This is a genomic window from Enorma burkinafasonensis (assembly GCF_902150035.1).
In the GTDB taxonomy this organism is placed as follows: domain Bacteria; phylum Actinomycetota; class Coriobacteriia; order Coriobacteriales; family Coriobacteriaceae; genus Enorma; species Enorma burkinafasonensis.
Genome location: NZ_LR597508.1, coordinates 15,555 through 41,089, shown reverse-complemented (window position 1 = coordinate 41,089; position 25,535 = coordinate 15,555). Strand labels below are relative to the sequence as shown.

Sequence of the window (25,535 nt, the reverse complement as noted above, 5' to 3'; positions counted from 1 at the left end):
GTCCACGCAAAGCCACATCGATCGTGCCCGCGTTCGCAGGCTTCAGCACCCTGCACCCATCTGTCATCTGGTGTCGGGCGATCACGCAGGGTCGCGCGGTGGGAACAGTTCCAGGAACCGGCGTGGAGAGTAGGTCTTCACCCACGACCTGGCGAAGGCGGTTCGGTCGCGCGTGATGATGAAATCAGCCTGCTCGCGCTCGGCGATCGCGCGAATGCAGGCATCCTCGAAATCGGGCTCATCAGATGATACGGCGATGACGCACGCTTCGACATCGAGCGGTTCGATCTCGAACATGCGGATGAAAAGATTCACCCAGTCGCGGGCGGCCTGCTCCCCGATGAACTTGCGAGAGACGTAGTAGAAATCGTTCAGCGAGGATGCAGAGACATAGGCGGTGTGCTCATGCCGATGGCAGGCCAAAACAAGTCGGAGAGCGCTATCGGACTCCGACCGGTCCGGCATGACGTAGTCGATGAGCACATTCGTGTCGAGTACGATGCTAGACATCGCGATCAGCCAGCTCCCGTTTGATATCCTCGCAGGTCATGATCGAAAGCGGCGTGCCTTTCGGCATGCGCTCCCGCAGGCGCATCGCGTACTCGAAGAGCTCCGTACCGCCATCCGGGATGGGCCCGAGGCCGCCATGGGGATCGGATGCCTCACGCGGTCCCACCGGGCCGTCGATCGCCGAGCGCGCCGTACGGCTTGCATCACCAGAGCGCCCCTCGGCACGAAGCGCCACCTCACGGCGAGTCCACCGTCGTGCCGGCATCTTGTCATCTGACACGGGAACGATCTTGAAGAGCGGCTTGCTGCGCTTGAAGACGGTGTACTCCACGCCCTCGCTCGCCACACGGTCGGCGATCTCGGTCAGGTTCCTGCGTGCTTCGGAGAAGGTGGCAGTCGGCATGAGCAGCTCCTAACATCCATGTTAACGTTCATCTTAACATAGATGTTAGGAGTCGGAATCCGCAGATCCCATGGCGCCCCACGGAAAGCCGCCCCTCTCTTACATGGTGTCGAGCGATGCCCCCCCCTGTTACGGGAGCGCGCCGGTGGCGAGCACCTGCTCGAGCGCCCCCTCGTCGAGCACCGGGATCCCCAGGCTCTCGGCCTTCGCGAGCTTCGACCCCGCACCCGGGCCGGCGACCACGTAGCTCGTCTTCTTGGAGACCGAGCCCGTCACCTTGGCGCCGAGCGCCTTCAGGGCGGCGCCCGCCTCGTCGCGCGTGCGACGCTCGAGTGTGCCCGTGAGCACGAAGGTCAGCCCCGCAAGCGGCTGGGCCTGGGCCAGCTCCGCGTCGACGCCCGTCCGCTCCGCGGCGCGCGCGGCCTCGCCGCCCAGGTCCTCCTCGAGCGAGAGGCCGGCCACGCGCAGGCGCTCGAGCACGGCGAGGTTCTCGGGGACCGAGAAGAACTGGCGCACGCTCTGGGCGATCTTGGGCCCCACGCCATCGATACCGGCGATGTCCTCCTCGCTCGCCGCGACAAGCGCCTCGAGGGTGAGGAAGCGCCGCGCGATGAGCTCGGCCACGCTCTTGCCCACATGGCGGATGCCCAGCGCGAAGAGCACGCGCGAGAGCGGCTGCGCCTTGGAGCGCGCGAGCTCGTCCATGACCTTCGCGGCGATGGTCGGCCCCACCGGGATGGGGTCGCCCGCATGGATGCCGCGGCGGGCGTTGTCGGTCTGGTAGACGCGGCCGGTGTCGAGCGCGGCGAGCGCGTCTGCGGTCAGGCTATAGAAGTCCGCGACGTCGCCTACCAGGCCGGCCTCCATGAGCTTGTCGATGAGCTCCTCGCCCACCCCGTCGATGTCCATGCAGCCGCGGCTCACCCAGTGCACCAGGCGCTCCTTGGTCTGCGCCGGGCAGTCGATGGAGACGCAGCGGTAGGCGACCTCGCCCTCCTCGTGGACGACGGGGCTCCCGCAGGCGGGGCATGCGGCGGACATCTCGAACGCGGCGGCATCGGCCGGGCGCTTCTCGAGCACGGGCCCCACGACCTCGGGGATGACGTCGCCCGCCTTGTGCACGACGATGGTGTCGCCCACGCGCACGTCCTTGCGGCGGATCTCGTCGATGTTGTGCAGGGTCGCGCGGGCGATGGTCGAGCCGGAGACGGTCACCGGGTCGAACTCGGCCACGGGCGTGAGCACGCCGGTGCGGCCCACCTGGATGCGGATCTCGCGCAGGACGGTCGTCTTCTCCTCGGGCGGGAACTTGAACGCGATGGCCCAGCGCGGGGCGCGGGCGGTGAAGCCGAGCTCCTCCTGCTGGTCGAAGCTGTCGACCTTCACCACGACGCCGTCGATGTCGTAATCGAGGTCGCCGCGGTGCGCGAGCGCGTCGGCGCAGAAGGCGTGCACCTCGGCGGGCGTCGTGCAGCGCGCGACGTTGGGGTTCACGGAGAAGCCCGCCTCCTTGAGCCAGCCCAGGAAGGCGTGCTGGGAGTCCACGTGCAGCGGCGCGGTGTCGGCCACGGCATAGAGGAAGGTCGCCAGGTCGCGGCGGGCCGTGACCTTGGGGTCCTTCTGGCGCAGCGACCCCGCCGCGGCGTTGCGCGGGTTGGCGAACGGCTCGCGGCCCTCGGCATCTGCCTCGTCGTTCAGCCTGAGGAAGCTGCCCTTGGGCATGTAGACCTCGCCGCGCACCTCGATGGGCACGCTCGCGTCGGCACCCATGCGCACGAGGGCCCCGGCGGCGAGGTGCATGGGGACGTCGCGGATGGTGCGCACGTTCAGGCTCACGTCCTCGCCGGTCACGCCGTCGCCGCGCGTCGCCGCGCGGACGAAGGCGCCGTTCTCGTAGGTGAGGGCCACGCCCAGGCCGTCGATCTTGAGCTCACAGGTATAGCTCACCGTGCCGGCGCCGAGCGCCGCCTCCGTGCGGTCGAGCCACTCGTCGAGCTCATCCAGGTCCATGGCGTCGTCCATGGAGTACATGCGCGCCATGTGCGCGACCGGCTGGAACTGCTCGGAGACATAGCCGCCCACGCGCTGGGTGTAGGAGCGCGGGGTCACGAGCTCGGGATAGGCGGTCTCGATGCCCTGGAGCTCCACGAGGAGCTTGTCGAAGGCGGCATCGGTGATCTCGGGCGCATCGAGCGCGTAGTAGCGGTACGCATGGTACTCGAGCAGGTGGTTGAGCTCGGCGGCGCCCTCCGCCGCCGCGGCGCGCGCGTCGGTACCGGCGCTGCCGGCTGCCCCCTCCGCCGGGTTCTCGAGCGTTCCGTCACCGAACAGGCTGGCTTGTTCCACCGTGGCTCCTCCGTCGTCTCGTCCGTGTCGGCTATAGGGTACCATCTCGCGCGGCCGCCTCGAGAGCAAGCGGCCCGCGGGGGGAAGTCCCGCCGCGGGCCGCGCATGTGCTATCGGGTCGCCGTCTACGGACGGTTGGCCATGAGGTCCTCGAGGTAGCGCTGGAACTCGTCCTCGTCCATGAAGCCGCCCGAGCTGTCGCCCGTCGTGCCGTCCTGGTTCTCCGTCTGGACGTCGGCATCCGAGCCGAGGGTCACGTCGACCTGGAGCTCCTCGTCGCCGCGCACGACCGTGAGGGTGACCGCCTCGCCGATCTCGTGCTCGCGCGCCGCGATGATGAGACCGTCGGCGGAGGTGACCGCCTCGCCGTCGACCGCGGTCACGATGTCGCCCGTCTCGAGGCCGGCCTCGGCGGCGGGGCCGTCCGCGCTGACCTCGGTCACATAGGCACCCGAGGTGACCTCGAGACCCTCGGAGCGGGCGGTGTAGGGGTTCACCGAGGTGACCGTCACGCCGATGTAGGGATGGGCCGGGGTCTCGCCGGCGATGATCTGGTTGGCGATGTTCACGGCGTAGTTCACCGGGATCGCGAAGCCCACGCCCGAGCTGGAGCCCGAGTAGGACTCGATGATGGAGTTGATGCCGATGAGCTGGCCCTGGTCGTTCACGAGCGCGCCGCCCGAGTTGCCCGGGTTGATGGCGGCGTCGGTCTGGATCATGTTCGCGTAGATGGACGTGCCCGAGGTGTCGCGCATGGCCGTCGAGCGGTAGAGCGCGCTCACGATACCCGTCGAGACGGACTGCTCGTTGCCGAAGGGGCTGCCGATCGCCATGACCCACTCGCCCACCGCGAGGCTGTCCGAGTCGCCGATCTCGATGGGCGTGAGGTTCGCGCCCTCGGCATCGACGAGACGGATGACCGCGAGGTCGCTCGACTCGTCGACGCCCACGAGCTCGGCCTCGTAGCTCGTCTCGTCGTTCACGGTGACCATGATCGCCTGGGCGCCCTGGATCACGTGGTAGTTGGTGAGGATGTTGCCGTCCGTGTCGAGGATGACGCCGGAGCCGATGCCGCCGCCGTCTGCGGACTCGATGCCGATGGACACGACCGACGGCAGCGCCTTGGCGGCGACCGCCTCGGCGAGCGTGGTGTCCTCGGGGTCGATCTCGATATGCTGTGTCGTGGAGCCGCCGGAGCCCTGCGACTCACCGGTCACCACCGGCGCCTCGACGTTGGTCTCGTCGATGCGGAACGCGCCGGTCATGACGAGCGCGATGATGAGCACGGCACCCACCACGAGACCGCCCAGCGAGGCGAGGAAGACCGGGAGCTTCTTGGTCTTGGTCTTGACGACGGTGCGCATGATGGTGCCCGCGGGCTGACCGTTCGCCTGGGCGGCCTGGCCGTTCGCCACGGGGCCGCCGGCGGGAGCCTGTCCGGGCCCGGCCGCGGGGCGTCCCTGGGTGGCACCCGGTGCGCTGCCTGCGGGAGCCGTCGGCTGCGCGGGCGGCAGCTGCGTCGTCTGGGGCTCAACCGAGATGCGGGGCGCCGAGGAGCCTCCCGAGAGGTCGGGGGCACCCGGTTGCTGTGCGCCCTCAGGGCGCTGGGGGGTCTTCTCGTCCATAACGCGATTCCTTTCGTCATACGCGGAACTGGGGGATTTCTACCCCATATCCAGCGGGGCGCCTTCCATTATGAAATGGTTCAGGCAATCTTAATGAAACCAGAAGGGCACCCGTCGCACAACGGCTTCACAGTCGCCCTATCGATGGGGGCGCGCCGCTCGCGCGACCTTCCGCCCGCCCTGCCGGCGATGCCGTCAGTCCTTGAACAGGTAGCCCACGCCGCGCACCGTGGTGATATGCGAGGCGATCTGCGGGCCCACCTTGGAGCGGATGCGGCGGATGTGCACGTCGACGGTGCGCGTGCCGCCGCAGTACTCGAAGCCCCACACGCGGCGCAGCAGCACCTCGCGCGAGTAGGCGCGGTTGGGATGCGTCGCCAGAAACGAGAGCAGCGAGTACTCCATGAGGGTGAGGTCGACCGGCTCGTCATCAAGGTAGACCTGGTAGGTGGCCAGGTTGATGACGAGGTTGTCGATGTGCAGGATATCGTCGGAGGAAAACGTCTCGTCGTCGCCCAGAAGCCGGCGCACGCGCGCCTCGAGCTCGGCGGGCTGCGCCGTGGGGCAGATGAAGTCGGAGCGGGCATGGCCCGGCAGGCGCAAACCCGGCAGCGCCTCGTCGTCTGCGATCACGAGCATGGGGATGCCGCCGCGCTCCTCGAGCCACGAGGCGATCTGGTCGATGCGGTCGTTGCGGATGCCGTCCGCGTCGAGTACCAGCAGGTCGAACTCATGTGCCGCGGTGGGCGAATCAGGGGTCGCAAGGCTCACCTCGATGCCCATCGTCTGGGTCAGCGAACGCACGAACTCATGGAAGCGCGTCGTGCGCGCCATGAACAGAACGCATTTCTCGGCCATGCGACACCTCCTTTTCGCGATACATCATACCTTATACGCTGCGTCTACATGAAGAACATAGCATGTGGGACCACATGCGCCGGCAACATCCCCGCCAGGCGCCCGCACGCGGCGCGGCGCCCCGGTCTCGGTTCTCGGGATGCCCTAGGAGTTCTTGTAGTAGTGCTCGATCTCCCACTCGGTGACGACCGAGGCGAACTTCGCCCACTCGGCGCGCTTCTTCTTGAGGAAGAACGAGTGGATGTGCTCGCCGAGGGCGGCCTTCATGAACTCAGAGTCCTCGAAGTAGTCGAGCGCCTCGTCGAGGTTGCTGGGCAGAGGATCGAAGCCGGCCGCATCGAGCACACCGGGGTCCTGGGAGAGCAGCTCGGGTGACACCTCGGCGGGCAGCTCGAGCCCGCGCTCGATGCCGTCGAGGCCCGCGGCGAGCGTGACGGCGTTCACCAGGTACGGGTTCGCCATGGGGTCGGGCGAGCGTAGCTCGATGCGCGCGGAGAGGTCCTTGCCGGGCTTGTAGATGGGCACGCGGATCATCGCGGCGCGGTTGCGCAGGCCCCACATGGCGTGCGTGGGCCCGTTGCCCTGGCCGGGGGCGAGGCGCTTGTAGGAGTTCACCGTGGGGTTGGTGATGGCCGAGATCTCGCGCGCGTGGGCGAGGATGCCCGCCATGTAGTGGCGCGCGATGTCGGAGAGGTGGTACGAGGACTCGTCCTCGCTCCAGAAGACGTTGTTGCCCTCGTAGTCGAACAGCGACTGGTGCAGAAACATCGCGTTCGAGGACTCGCCGGTGAGCGGCTTGGGCATGAACGAGGCGTGGGTGCTGTTGGCGAAGGCCTCGAGCTTGATGATGTACTTCGCCGTCATGATGGCGTCCGACGAGGTCAGCGCCTCGGCGTGGCGCAGCGAGATGCCGTGCTGGGAATGGCCCGACGAATGGAAGGTGTACTCCACCGGGATGCTCATCTTCTCGAGCATGAGCACGGTGTCGCGGCGCAGGTCGCGCGCGAAATCGGACGGCATGAGGTCGAAGTAGCCGACCTCGTCCATGGGAACGGGACGCTGGTCGTCAGAGAAATAGTAGAACTCCAGCTCGGCGCCGACGTTCATGAGGTAGCCGGCGGCCTCGGCGCGGCGGAACATGCGGCGCAGGCACTCGCGCGAATCGCCGGCGAAGGGCTTGCGGTCGGGCGTGCAGATGTTGCAGAAGATGCGCGCGACCCCGTTGTGCGAGGGGCGCCACGGAAGGACCTGGAAGGTGGAGGGGTCCGGGAAGGCGAGCATGTCGGCCTCCTCGAGGGTGGTGAAGCCCTCGATGGCCGAGCCGTCGAAACCGATGCCCTCGTCGAAGGCGACCTCGAGGTCCTCGGGGCTGATGGCGAAGCTCTTGAGCCTGCCGAGCACGTCGGTGAACCACAGGTGGACGAACCTGATGTCGCGCTCCTCGACGGTACGTAGCACGAAGTCGATGTTCTGCTGGTGGTCCATCGGAAGCCTCCCTATGGTTCAATCCTTCCCTGGCCGCGCCCCCTGAGCGCGACCATACGCTCATCCACTGTCGCATAGGATTGTTTCGGCCCGGTTTCCCACGCGCGGGGCAACCGCGGGGCGGCGCGCCGTCTACTTCACGTCCTTGCCCAGATCGCGCGCCACGGCGTCGACGCCCTTGCAGGCAGGGCAGCTCCGCTGCTTGCGCGGGCTGCAGTGCCCGCTGCACGACCCCGCCTCGGAGCAGTCGGCGCAGGTGCCCTTGCGCTTGATGCGCACGCAGACGGCCACGAACGCGACGGCCACCGCGGCCAAGATGACGATATCGGTGATGCCCATGGGAGCCTCCTTTGCCACCAGCATACCCCGTCCCGAGGGACGGGGCACGCAAGCAGCCGATCGATACGGGATTCGACCGGGGCGGCACGCGCGGCGCCACCCCGGTCCTGAGAGGGAATCGGGTCTCGCTACGCCGTCACCGAGGCGGGCACCGGCGCGACGTCGTCATCCCATGCCCACTTGGGCATGGGGCGGAAGAGCTGGAAGAGGATGGCTGCGATGAACGCGAACGCCACGACCGTCCAGATCCCGAACTGACCGAGCGCGATGAGGTTGTACAGCTGGTTGATGATGAGGCCGACGACCCACGCGAACGCGCACTCGTAGCCGATGGCGATCGCCGTCCACTTGGCTGAGTTCATCTGGGCGCGGATGGTTCCCATCGCCGCGAAGCAGGGCGCGCAGAGGAGGTTGAACGCGCCGAACGCCGCGATGGCGCCTATGCTCGGGAACATGCCGGCGAAGGCCGCCCACAGGTTCGGGTCGGTCTCGGTGCCGTCGGCGATGTGCAGAAGCGAGCTCGCTGTGGCGACGACGTTCTCCTTGGCCACGAGCCCGGTGATGGACATGGCCGTGGCCTGCCAGGAATCGAAGCCGAGCGGCGAGAAGACGAAGGCGATGGCGCCGCCCACCATGGCGAGCACCGAGTAGTCGGTGAACTCGTCGAGCCCGCCGGTGATGTCCGGCAAGAAGCCGAAGGCGCCCTCGTAGACACCGAAATTCGAGAGGAACCACACCACGATGGTCGAGGCGAAGATGATCGTGAAGGCCTTTTTGATGTAGGCGGCGACGCGCTCCCACACGTGCAGCGCCCACGAGCGGATCGAGGGGAAATGGTAGCTCGGCAGCTCCATCACGAACGGTGTGGGGCGCCCGGCGAAGAGCTTCGTCTTCTTGAGCATGATGCCCGACGCGATCACCGCGACGACGCCCAGGAAGTAGAACAGCGGGCTGATCCACGCAGCCTCCGCCGTGCCCACCATGGCGCCCATGAGCAGCGCGATGATGGGGAGCTTCGCGCCGCAGGGGATGAAGGTCGTGGTCATGACCGTCATACGGCGGTCCTTCTCGTTCTCGATGGTCTTGGTGGCGAGCACGCCGGGGACGCCGCATCCCGTCGAGACGAGCATGGGGATGAAGCTCTTGCCGGACAGGCCGAAGCGGCGGAACACGCGGTCCATCACGAAGGCGACGCGCGCCATGTAGCCGCAGTCCTCGAGGAAGGAGAGGAGCACGAAGAGGACGAACATCTGCGGGATGAAGCCGAGCACGGCGCCCACGCCGGCGACGATGCCGTCGAGCACGAGGCTCTGGACGAGCGGGCTCGCGCCCACGGCGCCAAGCCAGCCCTCGATGGCGCCGGGAATCGACGGGAACGCCATGCCGAAGAGCTCGAAGCCCTCGCCGAAGAGGTTGTCGTTCACCCAGTCGGTACCCGCGGTACCGAACGCGTTCGCGCCGGTGGCGATGGAGTACACCGCCCACATGATGAGCACGAAGAGCGGAAGCCCCAGGATGCGGTTCGTGACCACGCGGTCGATCTTCTCCGAGACGCTCATGCGCGCAGGCGCCTTCTTGACGCACTCGTCCATGAGGTGCGCGATCACCGCGTAGCGCTCGCCGGCGATGATCGACTCGGCATCGTCGTCGCAGTCGCGCTCGCAGGCGGCGACGAGCTCCTCGACCTTGGCGGCGCGCTCCGGCGCGAGCCCGAGCTCGCGAGCCGCCGCCTCGTCGCGCTCGAAGAGCTTCACCGCGAAGTAGCGGCGCTTCGGCGCCGGCACGGTGCCGGGGAGCTCGGCCTCGATGGCCGCGAGCACGCCCTCGATGGCCGAATCGAACGAGGGGCTCTTGACGGCGCCCCTGTTCGCGGCAGCCCGCTTGGCCTCCGCGATCAGCTCGTCGATACCGGTGTTGCGCAGGGCCGACACCATGACCACCGGAACGCCGAGGCGCTTCGAGAGGGCGCCGGCGTCGATCCTATCGCCACTCTTCTCGACGAGGTCGGCCATATTGAGGGCCACCACCACGGGAAGGCCGCACTCGATGACCTGGAGTGCCAGGTAGAGGTTGCGCTCGAGGTTCGTGGCGTCCAAAAGCTGGATGACCACGTCGGGCTCGCCGCCCATGAGGTAATCGCGGCTCACGCGCTCCTCGGGGCTGTAGGGCGACAGCGAGTAGATGCCGGGAAGGTCCGTCACGATGACGCTCTTGTCGCGCGCGAGCCGGGCCTCCTTCTTCTCGACCGTCACGCCGGGCCAGTTGCCCACGTAGCCGTTCTGCCCGGTGATGAGATTGAACAGGGTGGTTTTTCCGCAGTTGGGGTTACCCGCCAACGCGATGTGAAGTTGTGAAGCTGCCATGCAGTCCTTCTTTCTGGGGGAGGCGCGCCGGGCGTGCCTCCCTGGCTTTGAAACTTATCGCAAGTTGCCGAGCTCGCCGATGGTTGTTCACCTTCTCTTACAAATGCTGCGCATGCGCTCACATTTGTTATCCATCGCTAACTCTGCCATCAAAATAATATGCGCTCGCGCGCACATGCCGCACCGCCGCCTGCGGTGCGTCGCCTTGCAGCTACTGCACCTCGACGATCGCCGCTTCCTCCTTGCGGATCGAGAGCTCGTAGCCGCGCACGGTGATCTCGACGGGATCGCCCAGCGGCGCCACCTTCACGACCGTGAACGTCGTGCCCTTGATGAGGCCCAGATCCATGAGGTGCCGGCGCAGGGCGCCCGTACCGTGCAGCTTGACGACCGTGGAGCTATCCCCCACCTGCACGTCTCCCAACGTCTTCATCGCTTCCTCCTTCCCAAGCAATCGCGTATCGGACAGGACGCCGTCATGCGGTCATGACGTGGCTCGCCACCTTGGCATCGAGCCCGAAGCGCGCCCCCTTGACGGTCACGATGACGTTGCTGCCGCTCGTGCTCACCACATGCACCTCGGAACCCTCGACGAAGCCGAGGTCCGCGAGGCGCCGCTTGAGGTCCTCGCCGCCCCGCACGCGCGTGACCGTCACGGTGTCCCCGCCGGCGACCAGCGAAAGCGGCATGGCGGGCAGCCCTGGTCCCTGAAGCATGCGGCCAACCTCCCTCTCATCCGCAACCGAACTTCCGAACGTACGGACCCGTTCCGTGGACTCATGCCGTCGCGCGCCCGTTTGTTCACCTAAGTAAACTATCACGGAATGTGCTTGCTGTGAAGCAGAAATTAGCCGCATGTAACAAATGGCATCGCATGCGCGTCAAAATCGCCCGCTCAAGCGGCGCTTTTGACGGTCATGCGATGCTTTCTTATGCGATGCCCAATCGCAAGCAGAAAAACGACGAAAGGGGCCCACGGGGAGCCCCTTTCAATCGGATTTCTGCTTGCGAATATCAAGCGGCAGGATTTTGCCCGCCCCGGGGGACCGGCGCTACATGAGCCGCAGGCCGACCTCCTTGAGCTGGGCCATCGAGACCTCGCTCGGCGCGGCGCTCATGAGGTCGGAACCGCTCGCGGTCTTGGGGAACGCCATGACGTCGCGGATGGAGTCGCACCCGGCGAGCAGCATGCACACGCGGTCGAGTCCGAGCGCGAAGCCGCCCATGGGCGGCGCGCCGTAGGTGAGGGCCTCCATGAGGAAGCCGAACTGGCTCTTGGCACGCTCCTCGGAAAAGCCCATGAACTCGAGCATCTTGAGCTGCAGGTCGGCATCGTGGATGCGCATGCCGCCACCGCCGGCCTCGAAGCCGTCCATGACGAAGTCGTACGTGCAGCTGCCCATCGCGAGCGGGTCGGACTCGAGCAGGTCGAGCTCGTCGAGATGGGGCTGCGTGAAGGGCTGGTGCTCGGCCTCGTAGCGCTTGGCCTCGTCGTCCCAGTGGAAGAGCGGGAAATCGACGACCCACAGGAAGTCGTGGCCCTCGCGCGGCACGTCGAGCGCATCGGCCATGTGCGAGCGCATGCCGCCGAGAATCTCGTCGGACGCGAGGCGCGGGCCCGCGGCGAACATCACGAGGTCGCCGGGCTCGACGGCGCAGCGCATCTTGAGCTCCGCCATCTCCTCGTCAGAGAAGAACTTGACGATCGGGCTGTTCATGGAGCCGTCCTCGCGGAAGGCGATCCACGCGAGGCCCTTGGCGCCGAAGCCCTCGGCAACCTTGGCGAGCTTGTCGATCTGCGCGCGCGGCCAGGTGCCGGCGCCCTTGGCGTTGATGGCCTTGACCACCTGGCCCTCGGTGTTGGCCGCGCCGGAGAAGACCTTGAAGGCCGAGTTCTTGAAGACGTCGGTGAGGTCGACGAGCTCCATGCCGTAGCGCGTGTCGGGTTTGTCGGTGCCGTAGGTGTCCATGGCGTCCCAGTACGAGAGGCGGCGGAGCGGCGTGGGCATCTCGACGCCCACCTTGGCGAACGCATCGGCGAGCACGTCCTCGAGGGCGCCCATGACGTCGTCCTGCGTGACGAAGCTCATCTCGATGTCCACCTGCGTGAACTCGGGCTGGCGGTCGGCGCGCAGATCCTCGTCGCGGAAGCACTTGGCGACCTGGTAGTAGCGCTCGACGCCGCCGACCATGAGGAGCTGCTTCAGGAGCTGCGGCGACTGCGGAAGCGCGTAGAAGCTGCCCGGCTGCAGACGGCTCGGCACGATGAAGTCGCGCGCGCCCTCGGGCGTGGACTTGAAAAGGGCGGGCGTCTCGACCTCGGTGAAGGCGCGGTCGTGGAGCGCCGAGCGGATCGCGAAGGTGAAGTCGCTGCGCAGCTTGAGCTTGGCGGCCATCTCGGGACGGCGCAGGTCGAGGTAGCGGTAGCGCAGGCGCGTGTCCTCCGCCGTCTCGATCCCGTCCTCGATCTGGAACGGCGGGGTCTTGGAGCGGCCGAGCACCTCGACGCGGTCCACGAGGACCTCGATCTCGCCGGTGGGTAGCTTGGGGTTTACGGTGTCCTCGTCACGGGCGATCACGGTGCCGTGCACGAGGATGGGCCACTCGGGGCGCATCGTCTCGGCGGTGTGGAACGCGTCGCCCGCGGCGTGCTCGGGATCGAACGTGCACTGCGTCATGCCCGTGCGGTCGCGCAGGTCGCAGAAGATGAGGCCGCCATGGTCGCGGCGACGCCAGACCCAACCGGTGAGGGTCACCTCCTGCCCGATGTTCTCGGCGCGGAGCTCTCCGGCGGTGTGCGTGTGCATGGATCGGTGGTCTTGAGCCACGGATACCCCCTTCAATCTGTGCCGCCCCGTGCCGGAACGGGCGGCGTGCGTACAGATCGCCGAGCTGTGTAAACCGCGCAGCCCGGCACGTGCTGCAAAATGGTACCATCTCCGCGCCGAACCGGGACGCGGGGCGCCTGTTTTCCCAACTTCGCAATAATCGGGGCGCTTCGCCGCCGCGAGCATGCCGTCGCGGGCGCGCCCACCGTGGGCCCCGGTCCGCGCCGCCCCCGCGCGCACCGACACCCCGGCGCGTCAGTCCACGAAGCGGAACCTGTTCGTGCTGAACGAGAACGTCACCGTGAAGCCCGCGCCCGGCACCGAGTCGGCCGCGACGCCGACCCCCATCTTGTCGCAGAGGCGCTTGACCAGGTAGAGTCCGATCCCGGTCGCGCGCTTGCCGGTCCTGCCGTTCTCGCCGGTGAACCCCTTGTCGAACACGCGCGGCAGGTCGGCCTCGGTGACGCCGCAGCCGTTGTCCGCCACCGCGAGCTCGACCCGCTCGTCCGCCGTGCCCTCGCCTATCAGGCGGGCATCGAACGAGATGCGCAGCCCGTCTGCCGGGGCGTACTTCACGCTGTTCTGGATCACCTGACCCAAGATGAACGCGATCCACTTCTCGTCGGTGAAGACCTCGAAGTCGAGCTCCCCGAGCACCGGCGTCGCGTGGGCCTCGATGAGCGTCGGGGCGTTCGCCCGCAGGGCGTCGTTCACGAGCGCCCGCACCGTGTAGCGGCGGATGAGGTAGTCGCGGTCGAGCGTCTCGGAGCGCGCATAGAACAGCGCCTGGTCGATATAGCCCTCGACGCGCCTGAGCTCGCCGTCGAGCCGCGCGAGCCTCCCCTCGCCATCGCCTGGGGCGGCGTCGTCGCGCATGTTGTCGAGCATGAGGTGCGCCGCGGCCAGCGGGCTTTTCGCCTCGTGGACCCAGGTCTCGACGAACTCGCGGTAGTCCTCGAGCTGCCGGCGGCTCTCGGCGACGTCGTCGTTGGCCGCCTTGGCGATGGCGCGCAGCGCATCGTGGGCGATGGCTCCCTCCAGGTGCTCAGGCCTATCGATCATCTCGGTCAGCCACAGCGGGTGCTCGGTCCCCGTGGCGGCGGTCTCGAGGTCGTCGTAGAAGCGCCGCTTGCGGGCCCAATCCACCCCGAGCGCGAGGACGGCACCCGCAACGACGAGCGCGCACACGACGATGACGATGGACGGCGAGACCCCCGCGATGCTGAGGACGAACGCGGCGAGCGCCAGAGCAGCAGCCGGGAAGGCGAGCGGCGGCAGGGCCGCGCGGAGGTAGGATGCGAACCTCATGCGCGCCCCTACACTGAATAGCCCTGGCCGCGGTGCGTGACCAGGTAATCGGTCACGCCGATTCTCCCCAGCGTCGCACGGAGCCGGTTGATGTTGACCGTGAGCGTGTTGTCGTCCACGAACGCGTCAGAATCCCACAGGTCGCGCATGATCTCCTCGCGCGAGACGATCCGACCCGCATGCCGCATGAGCAGCGAGAGGATGCGCAGCTCGTTCTTGGTGAGCTCCACCTGGCCGCCCGCGGCGGACGCGACGGAACGCGAGAGGTCGAGCGAGACGCCCCCGTGCTCGAGGACGCTTCTGCCCTCGGTGCCGGCGGCGCGGCGCAGCAGAGCCTGGATACGGGCCAGAAGCACGCGGGAGCTATAGGGCTTGGGCACGAAGTCGTCGGCGCCCATGGTCATGCTCATGACCTCGTCGATCTCGGTGACACGCGAGGTCAAGACGATGATGGGGACCTCGGAGAGCGCCCTGAGCTCGCGGCAGACGAACTGCCCGTCCGTGTCGGGTAGGGTGAGGTCGAGCAGGACGAGGTCGGGCGCCGACTCCCGGATCTCGTCGACCACGCAGTCGAACCGGCAGGCTACGCGCGTCTCGTAGCCGTTGCGCTCGAGGAGCCGCACGAGCTCGTCGCGGATGGCCGCGTCGTCTTCCACCACGAAGATCACAGGCATCGTGAACCCTCCCGTCGAGCGCGCGTCAGCGCGCGGAATCCCTGAGCTTCTCGAACGCGGAAACCATGAAGGACACCTCGGCGACGTCTTTCGGCGTGCCGGTGCGGTCCGTGGCCGGCACCACGCCGTGCTCGTCAGACACGAGCACGGCCGCCGCGTCATCGAGGCCGGCCACGATGCGGTACTGAAGCGCCGGGTCGCGCTCCACGCGGCAGCCGCGGGTCTCGGCAAGTTGCTCGATGAGGCTCACCGCGGCGCAGACGCGCTCATCGGGCGAGACGCCCACGACCAGGCTTCCCTCCGCGACCGAGCAGAGCACCTCGGGCGCGACGCCCGTGCGGTCCGCCTCGGTGCGCGCGGCGGACGCGCGGGCCATGAGCGCGTCGAACGTCGCATCGGCGAGCGGCTCGTAGGCCCCGGTGCTCATGACCGCCTGTCCTGCCTCGTCGATCACGAGCATGAGCACGCCGTCCGCCTCGGCGGAGGCGTCCTCGGCAAGCGACCATTCGATGTGCTGTTTCACCCAGGAGAGCATGTTCACGGAAAGCGGCTCGCCGGCGACCGTGCGCTGGGAGAGCGCGCGCATGTGCCGATTGAGCATGGGCACATGCCGGCCGGCGAGACGCCAACGGCACACGAGCGCCGGCTCGCCGAGCTTGAACCCTTCTTCTGCCATATGCTCCTCCCCATGCGGTAGGTGACGTGGCGCACGATTGCGCCGGGCGTCGCGCGGGCAACGCACCCGCATCGAAGCCCATTGTAGCCCGGGCCTGCCGCGTTCACGAAGTTCGAGCAAGAATACTGTGCCTGTTATCCGGTACGTCGCCACAAGGTCCACGCGGAGTCATCGCGACCTGCGGAAACGATGCGTCCCGTTCGTTGTCTAGCCGACATGGCGCTCATCTCGCACAGTATTCTTCTTCGAGCGCACGGCGGTAAGCCCTCCGGATGACGATTTGACCTTCAAAATGGCTCTAGGAGCGGGCCCATTCACGACGCGCGCACCCAAACGGCACCTCGCCCTGGCCCTTGCTGGCACTCGAGCGTCTTGGCGGTGGGTGAAGCCCGGCCGGCGGAGTAGACGAAAACCCAGTAAATCAATTACCTGCTGTTATAGAAAAACTAAGGGCGCCTTTCTCCGGCGATGCCCGATGCGACCACCGCCAAGAGCAACGAACGGCCGTCACCGGTGGCCGAAGCGGCAGGCGGACGCGCATCGTTGGAGGCGCCGCCTCACCCGCGCGCACAGAAAGGCGCAGCTTCTCGGGTTCGCTGAGCTTTCCAGTGGACGCCAAGCTCCGCGCGCACGGACTAGGACCACTCGGCGAAAAAAGGGACGCGAGAAGAAACCCCGCGCCCCTCATGCGCATATTGCCTCGCCAGATGGCCGAAAACCGCTTCCTAGTGGCGGAAGTGGCGCGTGCCTGTAAAGATCATCGCGATGTCATGGTCGTCGCACGCCTTGATCGACTCGTCGTCGCGCACCGAGCCGCCCGGCTGGATGATCGCGGTGACGCCGTGCTCGGCGAGCACGTCGACGTTGTCGCGGAACGGGAAGAAGGCGTCGCTCGCCGCGACGAACCCGCCCGCGGGCATGCCCATGCGCTCGCAGGCCTCCTCCGCGCGCTCGCATGCCAACAGCGCTGAATCGACGCGGTTGGGCTGGCCGGGGCCCATGCCGATACCGGCGCGGTCCTTGGCAACCAGGATGGCGTTCGACTTGACCGTCTTCACGACGTTCCAGGCGAAGAGCAGGTCGCGCATCTCTCTGTCGGTGGGCTTGCGGGTGGTGGGGCAGGTGAACTCGGTCGGGTCCTCGTCGACCGTGTCGACGCACTGCATGAGCATGCCGCCATCGACCGAGCGGAGCTCGAGCTTGGCGTGGCCCTCGGCGCCGCCCGTGGCGAGCACGCGCAGGTTCTGGCGCTTGGCGAGACGCTCGAGCGCCGCCGGGGTGTAGCTCGGGGCGATGAGCACCTCGACGAACTGCTTGTTCTGGTCGGCGAAGTGCTCGACGAGGTCGAGCGGGACCTCGCGGTTGACGGCGATGATGCCGCCGAACGCGCTCTTGGGGTCGCACGCGAACGCGCGGTCGTAGGCGTCGGTGGCGTTGGCGCCCACCGCGGAACCGCAGGGGTTCTGATGCTTCAGGATGACGCAGGCGGGCTCGTCGAACTCGCGGACGGCGTTCCAGGCGGCGTCGGCATCGAGCAGGTTGTTGTACGAGAGCGGCTTGCCCTGGATCAGCTCGGCGCCCACGAGCGGGTTGGCGGAGCTCACCAGCTGCGCGAACTCGCCGTCGAAGCGGTAGACGGCGGCGGCCTGGTGCGGGTTCTCGCCGTAGCGCAGGTCCTGCACCTTGCTCAGGTGGACATCGATGATCGAGGGCGGGTCGAAGGGCTCCTCGGGGTCGATGGCCTGGTCCTGCAGCTCGAGATAGGTGTTGAGCCACAGCGAGATCGCCGTGTCATAGGCCGCGGTGCGGGTGTAGACCTTGGCGGCGAGGCGGCGGCGCGTGTTCTTGGTGGTGGCGCCACTATGCACGCGCATCTCGTCGAGGATCGCGTCGTAGTCGGCAGGGTCGCAGACGACCGTCACGGAGTCGTTGTTCTTCGCGGCGGAGCGCAGCATGCTGGGACCGCCGATGTCGATGTGCTCGATGGCGTTCTCGAACGTCACGTCCGGGTCGGCGACGGTCTTCTCGAACTCGTAGAGGTTCACGCACACGAGGTCGATGAGCTCGATGCCGTGCTCGGCGGCCTCGGCCATGTGCCGCTCGGAGTCGCGGCGCGCGAGCAGAGCGCCATGGACCTTCGGGTGGAGCGTCTTCACGCGCCCGTCCATCATCTCGGGGTACCCCGTGAACTGCTCGATGGGCTTGACGGGGACACCCGCCTCCTCGAGCACCTTGGCCGTACCTCCGGTCGAGATGATCTCGACGCCGAAGTCCTTGACCAGCGCCTGCGCGAACTCGACCACCCCGGTCTTGTCGGTGACCGAGATCAGCGCGCGCTTGATCTTGCGTTCAGCTCCCATGCCGCCCTCCTCATGCGACGAAGCCGGGCGTCAGGCGCCCGGCGACAATGGATACCCTCTAATGTAGCGCATTGGCCGGCGCTTAGCGTGAGGATGTGGTCGCCATCTGGAGAAAATGCCGAGAGGCTGTGCGCACCCTGCGTGCAAACCGCGATGTTTCTCCGCCGTCACGCGCCCGCCACACCTCGCTGGAGCAGACGTGTTAGAACGAATGTGCCCCCAAGAGAGAAGGTGACCGTGGTCTCACGCGTACGCTACCGCCCGTTCGAGGACGACGACTTCGATGCCGTCGCGCGCATCCTGCGCGATGAATGGCACGCCCGCTCCGAAAACGGGGAGTACAACCGGCTCGAGGCCGAGCGCGACTTGGCCTATTGCCTCGCGAACTCGACGTTCTCGCAGGTGTCCCTCATCGACGGGACGCCGCGCGGCATCGTCTTGGCCCGCGCGGGCAGCGAGCCCTCCCCCGACGCCGGCCGCTGGTTCGATCTCGAGGCCCGGCTCCTCGAGCGCATTCGCTCCATCGACGAGGAGGCCGCCGAGGAAATGCGCGCCTACGCCCGCGCCGAGCTGCGCGTGAACAACAAGCTTCTCGAGCAGGGCAAGATCGATCACGGCGCCGAGATCACGCTGCTCGCCGTCGACCGCGAGGCGCGAAACCTCGGCATCGGCAGCGTTCTCATCGACGCGGCGGCCGCGCACTGCGCGGACGCGGAGGCCCAGAGCCTCTACCTCTACACCGACACCTCCTGCACCTGGCAGTTCTACGAGAAGCGCGGCCTCACGCGCGTCGCCTCCCACCGCTGCAACCGCGAGGAGCGCCGCGTGCTCCCGCGCGAGATGTACCTCTACCGGCTCGATCTCTCCGCATAGGACGCCTGCGTCACGCAGCCCCGCCGGCGTAGGGACGGCTCGCGATGTGATGGTGTTGCGACGATGCGTCCGCCGCGTTCCCGCAGGAGGGAATGGGTATATCCACCTGTGAAACAGTCCGCGCGGGCGCGCGGCAATCGACGGGAAAGAGGAACCATGGCACTTCACGAAGACGTAACGAGCGTGCTCAACGAGCAGATCAACAAGGAGCTCTACTCGGCATACCTGTACCTCACCTTCGCGGACTACTATGACGACCGCGGCCTCAAGGGCTTCGCCAACTGGTACGAGATCCAGGCGAAGGAGGAGATGGACCACGCCATGGCCATCCGCCGCTACCTGCTCGACAACGACTACAAGCCCACGATGGAGGCCATCGCCAAGCCCGACAAGACCTTCGAAAACGACCTCGAGCCGCTCGAGGCGGGCCTCGCGCACGAGGAGTACGTCACGAGCCTCATCCACCATTGCTATGAGGTCGCGCACGAGCACCACGACGTGCGCTCGATGAAGTTCCTCGACTGGTTCGTGACCGAGCAGGGCGAGGAGGAGACCAACGCCCGCGACATGATCACCAACATGAAGCTCTTCGGCAGCGACCCCAAGGGCCTCTATGACCTCGACCGCGAGTACCAGACCCGCGTCTACACCCAGATGACGGCGCTGCCGCTGTAGCGCCGCCCGGCGCCGGAAGCGACTCGCCGGCGCCAAGGCACGTCCCCCCTTTTCCAAGGAGCCCCGGATCCGCGAGGACCCGGGGCTCCGTGCGTTCGGGAATGCGTGACCGCCTCAGCCGTCGAACCGCGCGAGGCCCGCGAGGTCCGCGTCGCGCAAGATGCCGCGCGCCGCCGTGCGGTACTCGGCGACGGTGCGCGCCTTCCTGATGGCGCGATGCGCCGCGAGCGGGTCGGAGAAGGCGAACTTGGCGTAGAACCACCACTCCTTCATGCGGAACACCGCGTTGCCGCCGATCTCCTCCTCATACGCATCGAAGAGCCGGTCGTGGAAGCGCTCGAGCTCGCCGCGCGGCACGGCGGCACCGCCGCCGAGCATGCGCGCGAGCGCCGGGTTCGCAAGGATCCCGCGACCGAGCATCACATGGCGCGTCGCCGGGTAGGCCCGGGCGAGCGCCGCCATATCGTCGCAGGAGAAGATGTCGCCGTTGTAGGCGACGGAAAACGGTACCGCCCGCAGCGTCTCGCCATAGGGCTCACAGCGCGGCGTGCCCTGGTAGCGGTCCTTCTGGACGCGCGGATGGACGATGAGCTCCGCGAGGGGATGGCGGCGGTAGACGTCGAGAATCCGCTCGTATTCACCGTCGTCCGCGACGCCGATCCGCGTCTTGACCGTGACCGGGATGGGCGACCGCTCGCAAATCTCGCCTAGGAAGGCGTCGAGGGCACCCGGGTCGCGGAGGAACCCCGCGCCCTTGCCCTTGGCCACGACCGTGCCCGAGGGACAGCCCAGATTGAGATTGACCTCGGTATAGCCCAGCTCCGCGAGAAGCCCTGCCGCCCAGACGAACTCCCCGGCATCCTTGGTGAGCAGCTGCGGGACGACGTCGAGCCCCCGGTTGCTCTCGGGGTCGATCTCGCGCCACGCCTTCTTGCCGAACGCGCTGCCGACGCGCGGCGGCGCAAGGAACGGCGTGTAGTAGCGATCGAGCGCACCGAAGCACGCCGCATGGACGCGGCGGAACAGATGCCCCGTGAGCCCCTCCATGGGAGCCAGCGAGAGGATCATCGCGGAGACCCGTCCCCATCGCCCGGATCGCGATAGCTCTCGGCGATATCGATGAGGTGGACGTACACGCCCGAGACCTCACCGGAGGCATCGTAGCCGAAGTAGACCGGATAGACGCCATCGCCCCAGCCGGCGGCGAAGATGGGGAGGTCGCACTCCGTCCCGGGTACCGTCCAGGTAAGCCGATCACCGTACTCACCCTGGTAGTCGGGGTGCTCTCGCGCGCTCTCTTCCAGCAGGTCGCAGAACAGGTCGTTATAGGGGTCGATGCTATCGTCTTCCTCGAGGCGTGCCGCCCAATACGCCCTAAACGCCTCCTGGGTCGCGGCGTCCGCGACGCACGCCATGCCGGCATCCACGAAGAAGCCGAAGAACGCGCCGTCTTCGAGGTCGTTGAGATCCTCGTCGCCCACCATCGCCAGCTCGTAGCGGATCGGCTTGCGGTCGCTCAGCTCCACCTTGGCGCAGGCGTAGCGGTCCCCGTACTCGTCGCTCGGCACCACGCAGATCTTGAGCGGATAGGTGCCGGCTGGGACCGTCTGGAGATAGGGCCGGGCATCTTCTAGCGACACCAAGGGGTCACAGGCGATGATCGAACCCGTCGGGAAGCGGACGGCGCCCATGTCGAGCACGACCACCTTCGTACCGGCGATAGCGTCCTCCGTGAAATAGGCATCCAGGTCGACCTTGCAGGCGAGCCGCTCCTTCACGGTGCCATACCGTTCCATCCACTCCTCCGTCGGCACAGCCTCTCCTTTCAGCCGTCACGCGCTTCCCTGCCGTCACGCGTCTTCTTGCTTAGCTTACGGCAAACGCGCTGAGCTTGTCGATTCCTGCGCCGCGAGGCCCATCCGGTGGCACCGCCCCAGAGCGAGCTCGTTCCTAGCCGAGCGCCTCCACCGCCTTGACGAGCTTCTTCTTGGATTTGCGCGCCACGATTTCGCCGGCGTATTTGACGTAGACCTGGTCCGCAAGCTCCTTGTGCTTCTTTGCGCAGTAGCCAAAGCAACCTGTCCGGATGTCGCCCTTGGCGACCACGCCCTTGAAGTCCTTGGCTGAGACGCCCGAGCATTTCTTGCAAACCTTGAGGCAGGCACCCATCGTGTTTGCTCCTTTATCGTCATGCGGGTAGCTGACTCGCATGCAACACCCGTCCATGAATTGTCATAGCTTTTATAGCATATTTCTGGCGAGCTTCTCGAGCGCGGCAAGGCGCTCTCGGTCACCATGTACGACAGGCCGTAGCACGGTGTACCTTCATGAAAATCGTCTCCCAGCTCCATCGCAGAGCAAGGAGACGATTTCGGCTTGTAACGCACCGCTTTTCGCGTTGTTCGATCAGCGCGTTAACTTGGCTACTCCCACTCAGTAGTCTAATCGTGCACTTCCATGGCCTCTCGTCTACGTGGTGTACCGCCGTCTCCCCATTAACCGAAATCAGCCGCATTTTGTATCTCGAGTTGAACTCAAAAATGAACTCAACGCCAATCTAGCTCATCCATTAATGGGGGTGCGAAACATCAGCCCCTGTGCCCGCCAGCTCTTCCCATTCTGCGAACTAACAGCACTATTGATTTTGCACGTTGCTCTACGTCTTAATATAGACTCGCCTCGTTAACTCCAATACTCTCCTAATCCGACCTGTAAAGCGCACCAATCTCGAGCCCCTCGTTTCTGCACGAGCGTCATTTCAATGCTTATAACTCACTGATTGCAAAGATTCTAGCTATGTCAAACCGTATTCGCGTTCGAGCCTGTCGAACTCTTCATCAATCGAAGCGAGGTAGGTTGCGCGATTGGCATCTAAGTCATTCAGCGCCTTATAAACTTGCTCGTAAATAGTCATAGAGATAGGATCCCTGATCGGGGTGTCCCCATTGCATTCGACAAGTCCGACATGGTCGTTACTTGCTGCAGCCCTGATAAGTTCAAGCAAGTCATCTCGCTCAATATCACATATCGGAATCCATACGCCATTCTTGAGGAACTGGCCTTCTTGCTCGTTGATTCTAAGCAAGTCCATAGTGGGTCCTCCTTTCAAGATAGGCGATGCGTCCAGCTTCCATTGTATCGAGCATCACCTCTTTGCGATCACAGGTGTTTCCGTATGCATCTATAAGCTTAGTGGCAGAGAGCTCACCGGAGTAAACGCGATACTCTCCCGACTTGGTCTTCTCCGTGTAGATGATGCAATCAGGAAGAAGCGAGACGCCAAGAGTATTGTTATGTGTCACGAGAAACACCGTTGCATGCTCGGCTACGTCGTTGAGTAGGGTAATGACATCGTGGTTAAGGAACGGGTTATCGAATGATGACTCAGGCTCATCAATCAGCACAACATCTTTGCCCGCTGCGGCGGCTATTCGGTGCAGAAGGAGATACTCCGCGCGTTGTCCGCCAGACAACGCGGCACTAGATTCGTCGTTGAGCACAATTCTGCTTTTAATGTTGAACAGGAGACGGCATGCCGCAGCTTGAACAGTAGCATCGAAGCTTCGAATGACTGCGAGTCTCTTAGCTGACGTAACCTTGGCTCCGAAAAGACCCGCCACATCAGTTCCGCTCGGCAACGTCAGCCCGCATCCTTTTCGCGCCTCAGTGGCGTTCGAATGCATCTGCCGCGTCCTCTTCTTGAGGTATTTGTATTCTTCATCAGATTTGAGATCAAGAGGCGCTGCGAGTGCATCTAGGACTTCCACAAGTCTCTTTTCTCGGTAGCAATACTTGAAGTACTCTCGTAGTTGATCGGCCTGTGGAAGCGGCTTGCGTGCCGACTTCTTGCTCAACTCTTTCTTTATTTCTGCGACTGCAGCATCGCACTGCTTTTTCTGCCACCGAGCAGTACGAGCTTGCTTCATAAGCTCGCGTAGTCTGCTATCAAGTGCCCTAAGAGTATTCGGGTCGACATATTCTTTGACAACATCGGGTCGTTTGCCACCATCGGCCAATTCTCGCGCGGCCTTTCGGAGCTTCACGTCAGACGCTTCGACAGCGTCGCTCTTTTCATATGTATATTCATCAGCATTATAGATAGGCCGCTCGGAATAGCGGTCGGTCGGTGCAGCAGCAAATTGAACCAAAGCTGTGCAATACGCCCTTACTGCATCTTCGCAGGCTCCCTGGTCAAACTGCGTGTAGTGGTTGATTGCATCTTGTAGAGCGTTGAAGTAGTTATCAAAAAAGACGCTGTCTTCTTCAGCAACGTTTTTGTCGAAAATGTCTTTCTTCGCTTTGTTGGTGATTTCGAACTGCTCAATGTAAAGCCTGTCCTCGGGCTCATAGGCGTCAAGAATCCGCTTAAGCGTAAATGTCTTGCCAGAGGAACGCTCTCCAAGGATGACGTTCATGCGCCTCGATGCGGGCAGTGCTTCTGGAAGTATCTCAAAGTCTCTGTCTGCTGGGAAAATCTCAGCGTTGTTTGCGTTTGCAAATGCCGCCTTGATCGAACTAAAGCTCATTTCGTTGCACTGTAGGTAGGTGTAGCCGTATGCATAACGCCGTATGTTATCGTCGGGATCTTCATCGGGCATGCGTAAGCCGGGACGACAGTCGCTGAAAACCACAAGCGGTGCATCGGCCCCATCGCGCTCAACGAGCCATTTTTTGGCATTGGCTACTTCCAGGGCGTCGTAGCCAGTTGTGCTTTGTATATGAGAAAGTGTGGCCGAGTCGAGTTTCTTGCTCTTTTTGTAGTGGGGTATGATGAGCCAATTGCTGATCTTAGGAAACAACTCAACAACGCGTTCCCAACTCATGTGGTCGCTACTGCCCGGGCATTCGCCCGCAAGAGTGGCCATACCGCTTGCAAAAACGTCTATGTCGGCGGGGTCGGCGACGATAATGACGTGCCCAAAACCACTCAACTTCGTGACATTAATTTCAGCACCAGGAAAAACAGCAATGTCTAGCGCCTTTGAAACCTGGTCGTAGTTGTCACGGTAAAACCCATTGTGGTTGGTGATTGCAATGGCGGCAAGATGAGCCCCCTCGACATAGTCCTTGAGAACTTCAATATCGAAATTGAAACCACTAGAGTCAGAGGCGGTCTCAACGGTATGGATATGAAAATCGATTCTGTTCAAGTGGCCCTCGCATTCCGTCCATTCCCATATGCACCATTATCCCATCCTGCCATTCGCTAGCGCCAGCAAACTACCGTAGTTCTCCACCTCGCGATAGCGTCCAGTCGTTGAAACCCCCCCCCCCGTTAACGGGGCATCTATTCGCGTTCTGACAAAAGACGCCCCCCTAACCGCCGAAACCTACCTTCCGGCAAATGGATTGGCAACATTTATTTGGACGGTTTTGAGAGGGGCATTCCCGCCTTCCTGAACTCGACGGGGCTCATGTAGCCGAGCGTCGAGTGGATCCTGAGGTTGTTGTACCAGTGCACGTAGTCGGACAGCCCTGCCTGCAGGTCGCGCAGGTCCCGGAAGCTCTCCCTGTAGACGAGCCCGGCCTTGAGTATCTTGTTCGTCGACTCGTCGACGACGTTGTCGTAGGGGCAGCCCCTGGCGGAGAGCGACCGCTCTACGCCGAAGGCCTCTAGCATGAGGTCGATCTCGGCGTTGTCGAACTCGCTGCCGCGGTCGGTGTGGAACACCGCGATGTCGGATATCGGGAACTCCAGGGTGGCGAAGGCCGCCTTGACGAGCAGCGCGTCCCTCCTGCTGCCCGCGGCGCGGCCGACGATCTCCCTGTTGTAGAGGTCGACGAGCAGGCGGACGTAGCACCACGATCCGCCCGCGCGCACGTAGGTGAGGTCGCTGCAGACGTGCGTGCGCGGCGCGCGGCCGTCGAACTCGCGGGCCACCAGGTTCGGCAGCTCCGCCTCGTTCGGCTTGCCGGGGTGGACCTTGAACCGCTTCCTCCCGTACGCGCTCGAGAGGCCGTTCTCCCTCATGATCCGCGCGATCCGCCTTCGGCTCGCCGATATGCCGCGTCGCTCGAGCGACGCCTTGACCTTCCTCGACCCGTACCTGCCCCTGCTTTCCGCGTGGGCGGCGAGCACGTCGGGCTCGATGGGGTCCGGCGCGGGCGGCGTCTCCGGGTGGGAGCGCAGGTGGTAGTAGGTGGAGCGCGGCACGCCGAGGATCTCGCACTGCGCTGATACCGGGTAGCGGTCGGCGTTAGCCGCTATCACC

The 25,535-nt window shown here is 65.1% G+C and carries 23 protein-coding genes; 2 read left to right on the top strand and 21 right to left on the bottom strand.

Going from position 1 to position 25,535, the window contains the following annotated elements; translation table 11 throughout:
• Nucleotides 1-81 precede the first annotated feature (81 nt).
• The 15 genes from FS885_RS06055 to purH all read right to left on the bottom strand — a co-directional run bounded on the left by FS885_RS06055 (nucleotide 82) and on the right by purH (nucleotide 17,775).
• Entirely contained in the window at nucleotides 82-510 is a 429-nt protein-coding gene (locus tag FS885_RS06055) for a type II toxin-antitoxin system VapC family toxin (RefSeq protein WP_246060825.1), read from the bottom strand.
• Nucleotides 503-913, bottom strand: a complete 411-nt coding sequence (locus FS885_RS06050) for a type II toxin-antitoxin system Phd/YefM family antitoxin (protein WP_144744178.1) — start codon at nucleotides 911-913, stop codon at nucleotides 503-505. The genes FS885_RS06055 and FS885_RS06050 overlap by 8 nt, the downstream gene beginning before the upstream one ends.
• Before the next feature lie 129 nt (nucleotides 914-1,042).
• Nucleotides 1,043-3,259, bottom strand: coding sequence for an NAD-dependent DNA ligase LigA (ligA, locus tag FS885_RS06045; RefSeq protein WP_246060824.1), 2,217 nt, complete (start codon nucleotides 3,257-3,259; stop codon nucleotides 1,043-1,045).
• A 125-nt stretch (nucleotides 3,260-3,384) separates the two neighbouring features.
• Nucleotides 3,385-4,884 (bottom strand): S1C family serine protease, encoded by a 1,500-nt coding sequence (locus FS885_RS06040; protein ID WP_144744176.1) that lies wholly within the window; start codon nucleotides 4,882-4,884, stop codon nucleotides 3,385-3,387.
• A gap of 195 nt (nucleotides 4,885-5,079) precedes the next feature.
• Nucleotides 5,080-5,742, bottom strand: a complete 663-nt coding sequence (locus FS885_RS06035; protein ID WP_144744175.1) for a response regulator transcription factor — start codon at nucleotides 5,740-5,742, stop codon at nucleotides 5,080-5,082.
• Nucleotides 5,743-5,886: 144 nt separating this feature from the next.
• A complete protein-coding gene (locus FS885_RS06030) occupies nucleotides 5,887-7,227 on the bottom strand; it encodes a glutamine synthetase family protein (RefSeq protein WP_144744174.1) in 1,341 nt (446 codons plus the stop codon).
• A 132-nt stretch (nucleotides 7,228-7,359) separates the two neighbouring features.
• Complete coding sequence (locus FS885_RS06025) at nucleotides 7,360-7,566, bottom strand: hypothetical protein (protein WP_144744173.1); 207 nt, start codon at nucleotides 7,564-7,566, stop codon at nucleotides 7,360-7,362.
• Between the two features lie 128 nt (nucleotides 7,567-7,694).
• Nucleotides 7,695-9,929 (bottom strand): ferrous iron transport protein B, encoded by a 2,235-nt coding sequence (gene feoB, locus FS885_RS06020; RefSeq protein WP_144744172.1) that lies wholly within the window; start codon nucleotides 9,927-9,929, stop codon nucleotides 7,695-7,697.
• A 211-nt stretch (nucleotides 9,930-10,140) separates the two neighbouring features.
• Nucleotides 10,141-10,362 (bottom strand): FeoA family protein, encoded by a 222-nt coding sequence (locus tag FS885_RS06015; RefSeq protein WP_144744171.1) that lies wholly within the window; start codon nucleotides 10,360-10,362, stop codon nucleotides 10,141-10,143.
• A gap of 43 nt (nucleotides 10,363-10,405) precedes the next feature.
• Nucleotides 10,406-10,645, bottom strand: a complete 240-nt coding sequence (locus FS885_RS06010; RefSeq protein ID WP_144744170.1) for a FeoA family protein — start codon at nucleotides 10,643-10,645, stop codon at nucleotides 10,406-10,408.
• Nucleotides 10,646-10,981: 336 nt separating this feature from the next.
• On the bottom strand, nucleotides 10,982-12,736 hold the full coding sequence (gene aspS, locus FS885_RS06005) for an aspartate--tRNA ligase (RefSeq protein ID WP_144744240.1): 1,755 nt from the start codon (nucleotides 12,734-12,736) through the stop codon (nucleotides 10,982-10,984).
• A 276-nt stretch (nucleotides 12,737-13,012) separates the two neighbouring features.
• Entirely contained in the window at nucleotides 13,013-14,065 is a 1,053-nt protein-coding gene (locus FS885_RS06000; RefSeq protein WP_144744169.1) for a sensor histidine kinase, read from the bottom strand.
• Nucleotides 14,066-14,073: 8 nt separating this feature from the next.
• Nucleotides 14,074-14,739 (bottom strand): response regulator transcription factor, encoded by a 666-nt coding sequence (locus FS885_RS05995; RefSeq protein ID WP_144744168.1) that lies wholly within the window; start codon nucleotides 14,737-14,739, stop codon nucleotides 14,074-14,076.
• Between the two features lie 25 nt (nucleotides 14,740-14,764).
• Nucleotides 14,765-15,415 carry a hypothetical protein gene (locus tag FS885_RS05990; protein ID WP_144744167.1) on the bottom strand — a complete coding sequence of 217 codons (651 nt, stop codon included), beginning with the start codon at nucleotides 15,413-15,415 and terminating at the stop codon, nucleotides 14,765-14,767.
• A 725-nt stretch (nucleotides 15,416-16,140) separates the two neighbouring features.
• The gene (purH, locus tag FS885_RS05985) at nucleotides 16,141-17,775 is read right to left on the bottom strand and encodes a bifunctional phosphoribosylaminoimidazolecarboxamide formyltransferase/IMP cyclohydrolase (protein WP_144744166.1); all 1,635 of its coding nucleotides are present in this window, start codon (nucleotides 17,773-17,775) and stop codon (nucleotides 16,141-16,143) included.
• A 237-nt stretch (nucleotides 17,776-18,012) separates the two neighbouring features.
• On the opposite strand from purH, the gene FS885_RS05980 reads away from it, so the two are divergent.
• Together FS885_RS05980 and FS885_RS05975 are read left to right on the top strand one after the other, a co-directional pair.
• Nucleotides 18,013-18,648, top strand: a complete 636-nt coding sequence (locus FS885_RS05980) for a GNAT family N-acetyltransferase (protein WP_144744165.1) — start codon at nucleotides 18,013-18,015, stop codon at nucleotides 18,646-18,648.
• Nucleotides 18,649-18,804: 156 nt separating this feature from the next.
• Nucleotides 18,805-19,323: a ferritin gene (locus tag FS885_RS05975; RefSeq protein ID WP_144744164.1), complete on the top strand. Its 519-nt coding sequence runs from the start codon at nucleotides 18,805-18,807 to the stop codon at nucleotides 19,321-19,323.
• Nucleotides 19,324-19,437: 114 nt separating this feature from the next.
• Here FS885_RS05975 and FS885_RS05970 read toward each other — a convergent pair whose 3' ends face one another.
• The 6 genes from FS885_RS05970 to FS885_RS05945 form a co-directional block, all read right to left on the bottom strand.
• A complete protein-coding gene (locus FS885_RS05970) occupies nucleotides 19,438-20,391 on the bottom strand; it encodes a tRNA dihydrouridine synthase (protein ID WP_144744163.1) in 954 nt (317 codons plus the stop codon).
• A complete protein-coding gene (locus tag FS885_RS05965; protein ID WP_222419886.1) occupies nucleotides 20,388-21,137 on the bottom strand; it encodes a DUF4241 domain-containing protein in 750 nt (249 codons plus the stop codon). Before FS885_RS05965 ends, FS885_RS05970 begins: the two co-directional genes overlap by 4 nt.
• A gap of 136 nt (nucleotides 21,138-21,273) precedes the next feature.
• On the bottom strand, nucleotides 21,274-21,492 hold the full coding sequence (locus FS885_RS05960) for a hypothetical protein (RefSeq protein ID WP_144744162.1): 219 nt from the start codon (nucleotides 21,490-21,492) through the stop codon (nucleotides 21,274-21,276).
• A gap of 625 nt (nucleotides 21,493-22,117) precedes the next feature.
• Nucleotides 22,118-22,414: a hypothetical protein gene (locus FS885_RS05955; protein WP_144744161.1), complete on the bottom strand. Its 297-nt coding sequence runs from the start codon at nucleotides 22,412-22,414 to the stop codon at nucleotides 22,118-22,120.
• A complete protein-coding gene (locus FS885_RS05950) occupies nucleotides 22,401-24,473 on the bottom strand; it encodes a hypothetical protein (RefSeq protein WP_144744160.1) in 2,073 nt (690 codons plus the stop codon). Before FS885_RS05950 ends, FS885_RS05955 begins: the two co-directional genes overlap by 14 nt.
• A gap of 209 nt (nucleotides 24,474-24,682) precedes the next feature.
• Entirely contained in the window at nucleotides 24,683-25,534 is an 852-nt protein-coding gene (locus tag FS885_RS05945) for an IS3 family transposase (protein WP_246060823.1), read from the bottom strand.
• Nucleotide 25,535 lies beyond the last annotated feature (1 nt).